5 protein-coding genes are annotated in these 4,236 nt (G+C 71.7%); 2 read left to right on the top strand and 3 right to left on the bottom strand.

The genetic code is table 11. The features are described from left to right. Positions 1 to 167 precede the first annotated feature (167 nt). The 3 genes from trpS to J1C73_RS31205 form a co-directional block, all read right to left on the bottom strand. Positions 168 to 1,226 carry a tryptophan--tRNA ligase gene (gene trpS / locus J1C73_RS31215; protein WP_207319313.1) on the bottom strand — a complete coding sequence of 353 codons (1,059 nt, stop codon included), beginning with the start codon at positions 1,224 to 1,226 and terminating at the stop codon, positions 168 to 170. Between the two features lie 679 nt (positions 1,227 to 1,905). After that, positions 1,906 to 2,100: a hypothetical protein gene (locus J1C73_RS35820; protein ID WP_307797840.1), complete on the bottom strand. Its 195-nt coding sequence runs from the start codon at positions 2,098 to 2,100 to the stop codon at positions 1,906 to 1,908. Further along, positions 2,097 to 2,282 (bottom strand): hypothetical protein, encoded by a 186-nt coding sequence (locus J1C73_RS31205; RefSeq protein ID WP_207319314.1) that lies wholly within the window; start codon positions 2,280 to 2,282, stop codon positions 2,097 to 2,099. The genes J1C73_RS35820 and J1C73_RS31205 overlap by 4 nt, the downstream gene beginning before the upstream one ends. Positions 2,283 to 2,444: 162 nt before the next feature. Between J1C73_RS31205 and J1C73_RS31200 the strand changes: the two genes are divergently transcribed. Together J1C73_RS31200 and J1C73_RS31195 are read left to right on the top strand one after the other, a co-directional pair. After that, positions 2,445 to 3,530 (top strand): LLM class flavin-dependent oxidoreductase, encoded by a 1,086-nt coding sequence (locus J1C73_RS31200; protein WP_124284490.1) that lies wholly within the window; start codon positions 2,445 to 2,447, stop codon positions 3,528 to 3,530. Between the two features lie 4 nt (positions 3,531 to 3,534). After that, positions 3,535 to 4,188, top strand: coding sequence for an FMN reductase (locus J1C73_RS31195; RefSeq protein WP_207319312.1), 654 nt, complete (start codon positions 3,535 to 3,537; stop codon positions 4,186 to 4,188). The last annotated feature ends 48 nt before the right edge of the window (positions 4,189 to 4,236 follow it).

Here is a 4,236-nt window from a genome sequence, read left to right as displayed (position 1 = left end):
GCCCCCGCAGGCCCCCGGAGCGGGCACGGAGCGCCCCGGCGGCCTCGTGTGGAACCTGCACCCCGGGTACGTACTCCAGCCCACCGACCGGGTGGTCATCGCCGCCACCCGGCGCGGCCTGGCCGAACTCCTGCGCAGACGGGACTCGTTGACGCGTCACTGACCGCTCAGGACGACAGGCCCCGGCCCAGGCTCCCCATGACCTCCCGCACCTGCGTCAGCGTCGCGTCGGCGATGGCGTTGGCGCGCTCGTTGCCGGCCCGCAGAACGGACCGGACGTACCCCATGTCCCGGGCGTACTCGGCCCGTCGGGCCCGCATCGGTGCCAGCCGGGTGTTGACCGCGTCGGTCACGGTCCGCTTCAGGGCGGCCGCGCCCCCGCCGCCGATCTCCCCGGCCACTTCGTGCGGATCGCGGTCGAGGCAGAGCGCGGCCAGCAGCACCAGGCCGGACACGCCGGGCCGCGCCCCGGGGTCGTAGGTGATGTGCCGGTCGGCGTCCGTCGTCGCGCCCTTGACCAGCCGCGCCGTCTCGTCGGCGTCGGCGCCGAGCGCGATGGAGTTGGCGCGGCTCTTGCTCATCTTGGTGCCGTCGGTGCCGAGCAGCTGCGGCACGCTGGAGAGCAGCGCCTCGGGTTGGGGGAAGACGGGCCCGTACCGCTCGTTGAACCGCCGGGCGACGGTCCGGGCCACTTCGAGGTGGGGCAGCTGGTCCTGGCCGACCGGCACCAGATTGCCCTTGCAGAACAGGATGTCGGCCGCCTGATGGACCGGATAGGTGAACATCAGACCGCTGACGGAGGACTGCCGGGAGTGCGCGATCTCGTCCTTGACCGTGGGGTTGCGGCCCAGCTCGGCGACGGAGACCAGGCTCAGGAACGGCAGCATCAGCTGGTTGAGCGCGGGCACGGCGCTGTGGTTGAAGATCACCGAGCGTTCCGGGTCGATGCCGACGGCCAGGTAGTCCAGCAGCAGCCCCTCCATGGTCGCGACGAGCCGCTCGGCGACGTCCCGGTCGGTCAGCACCTGGTAGTCGGGGATGACGACGAACGTCTCCACCCCGAGGTCCTGGAGCCGCACCCGGTTGTGGAGCGTGCCGAAGTAGTGCCCGAGGTGGAGCGCCCCGGTGGGCCGGTCGCCGGTCAGGACCCGGAAGCGGGCGGGGTCGCGCCGGATTCGCTCCTCCAGAGTGGCGTCCGGGGCGGTGTCGGCACAGGTCGTGGTCATGAGTGGGTCTCTCCTCGCGTCGGTGTGTGCGTGGAGGACGGCCCGCCGGGCGAGGAGCCCGTACCCGCAAGAGGGCAGAGAAAAAGGGCCGTCCATGTCGAACGGCCCTGGTCCCGCGCAGAAGAGGTGGCCGCTCCTAGGAGGAGCGCCACCAGTTCCGGCACGGTACGGAGGTCATACGGGGATGGTAGCGCGCCCCGGCCCCACGGCACGGCACATTCCCGGACCTACCGGCCGGGCGTCAGCTCCGCCCACACCACCTTCCCGGGCCCGCACCGCGCCCCGTACCCCCACCTGTCCGCGAGCGCGGCGACGAGGATCAGCCCCGGCCCACCGCAGCCATACCGGGGCCGTCCTGCGCATCGGATCCGGCCCTCACGCGCTGCGGAGCAGGCCGACCGTCCCCGCCAGGCCCTCGTCGCCGTGCTCCTGGTCCGCCGCCGTGCCAACGCGCCCCGATCCCTGCGTCACGGCACTTCGCGCGCCCCGGGCGCGGTTCGGCGCCTTCTGCCGGACTCATGACCGGTCTGTGGCCCGTGGGTGCCCTGTGCTCGCGAAGGTGATCCAGCAGGTGTCGGCGGCAGTGTCCAGGAGGTACCAGACGCGTCCGCCCCGGTCACCTCGATCTGCCACTGTTCGCAGGTCTGCCCCCGGTGGGTTCCGTGGGCCAGGCTGCCCTTCAGCCTGTGATGCCGGGCGCCTCGGCCGCCGGCCTCGGGTCCGTACGCATGGTGATCCAGGCGCGGTATGTGTTGCTGCGGGCCTGCCGGCCCAAGCTCTCCCAGCCCTTGGCCGGCGCCGCATCGGCGAAGCGGACTTCCCACTGCCCTTCCGGCGCGGGAGGCGCTGCCCGGTCGCCGCGACCCACGCTCATGCGAGCTCCCGCGGGTCGGGCACCTGCCCGTAGGCCATGGCGGCGAGCATGCGCGTGGCGGCCGACACCACGCTCCGGTCCTGTTCGGCCCGCACCGCCGTGGTGAGGACCAGATCCTCGCCGTCCCTGCGGTGCAGCAGCAGCTGTGGTGACTCGTCGTTCCCGGGGCCGGTCCCGCTCATGTCCGCTTCGCCTCCGTCCCGCCCGGGGCTCGGGCCGCCTCCGTACCCGTTCAGCGTAGTCAGGGCCCGCCCGGAGCGGGCCCTCGGAATAGGGAAGGGGGGTGCTCCGTTGTAAGGTGTGTTCACATAGTTCAACGTTCAACAACATTGGAGGCGGGCGCCATGCAGTTCGGGATCTTCACCGTCGGGGATGTCACCACCGACCCGACGACCGGCAGGACGCCGAGCGAGCACGAGCGGATCAAGGCCACGATCGCCATCGCGCAGAAGGCGGAGGAGGTCGGCCTCGACGTCTTCGCGACCGGCGAGCACCACAACCCGCCGTTCGTCCCGTCCTCGCCCACGACCACCCTCGGCTACATCGCCGCCCGCACCGAGAACCTGATCCTGTCCACGTCCACGACGCTGATCACCACCAACGACCCGGTGAAGATCGCCGAGGACTACGCCACGCTCCAGCACCTCGCCGACGGCCGCGTCGACCTGATGATGGGCCGCGGCAACACCGGCCCCGTCTACCCCTGGTTCGGCAAGGACATCCGCCAGGGCATGCCGCTCGCCATCGAGAACTACGCCCTGCTGCACAAGCTGTGGCGCGAGGAGGTCGTCGACTGGGAGGGCACGTTCCGTACGCCGCTCCAGTCCTTCACCGCGACCCCGCGCCCGCTGGACGGCGTCCCGCCGTTCGTCTGGCACGGCTCCATCCGCTCCCCGGAGATCGCCGAGCAGGCCGCGTACTACGGCGACGGCTTCTTCCACAACAACATCTTCTGGCCCATCGAGCACACGAAGAAGATGGTGAGCCTCTACCGGCAGCGGTACGCGCACTACGGGCACGGCACCGCCGAGCAGGCCATCGTGGGCCTCGGCGGCCAGGTGTTCATGCGGAAGAACTCGCAGGACGCGGTACGGGAGTTCCGCCCGTACTTCGACAACGCACCGGTCTACGGGCACGGCCCCTCGATGGAGGACTTCACCCAGCAGACCCCGCTGACCGTGGGCTCCCCGCAGGAGGTCATCGAGCGGACGCTGTCCTTCCGGGACGCCGTCGGCGACTACCAGCGCCAGCTGTTCCTGATGGACCACGCGGGGCTGCCACTGAAGACCGTCCTGGAGCAGCTCGACATCCTCGGCGAGGAGGTCGTACCGGTGCTGCGCAAGGAGTTCGCCGCCCTGCGGCCGGCCGGGGTCCCCGAGTCCGCGCCCCTGCACCCGGCCGTCGTCGCCGCCAACGCGAAGGAGAGCTGACACCGTGTTCGCCACCGAACCACTGAGGATCGTCGCCGTCTCGGCCGGGCTGAGCCGCCCCTCGTCGACCAGGCTGCTGGCCGACCGGCTGGCCGGGGCCGCCCGGGAGCGGCTGGACGCCGAGCAGGACCGCCCGGTCGAGATCCGGGTGATCGAGCTGCGCGACCTGGCCGTCGACATCGCCAACCACCTGGTGACCGGGTTCCCCTCGGCCACGCTGGAGGAGGCGATCGCCGCGGTGACGGAGTCGGACGGGCTGATCGCCGTCAGCCCGGTCTTCACCGCCTCGTACAGCGGGCTGTTCAAGTCGTTCTTCGACCTCGTCGAGAACACCGCGCTGACCGGTAAGCCCGTCGTCGTCGCGGCGACCGGCGGCACCGCCCGGCACTCACTGGTGCTGGAGCACGCGATGCGCCCGCTCTTCGGCTACCTGCGGGCCGTCACGCTGCCGACGTCGGTGTACGCGGCGTCGGAGGACTGGGGTGCGTCGGGCGACGGGTACACCGACGGGCTGCCGGCCCGGATCCGGCGCGCGGGCGGTGAGCTGGCGAGCGCGATCACCGGCGGCCGGGCCGTCTCCGGGGCGTCCAGGGCCCTCGGCCTGGACGACGAGGTGGTCCCGTTCGAGGAGCAGCTGGCCGGCCTCCGGCAGACCTGACCGACCCGGGCGCCGCGGTTTCGTCCGATTTGATTAGGGTTGGGCGGG

The organism is Streptomyces laculatispora (genome assembly GCF_017353455.1).
GTDB classification, from domain to species: Bacteria; Actinomycetota; Actinomycetes; order Streptomycetales; family Streptomycetaceae; genus Streptomyces; species Streptomyces laculatispora.
Note: the sequence above shows the minus strand (reverse complement) of the source record. Positions and strands in the feature narration are given on the sequence as shown.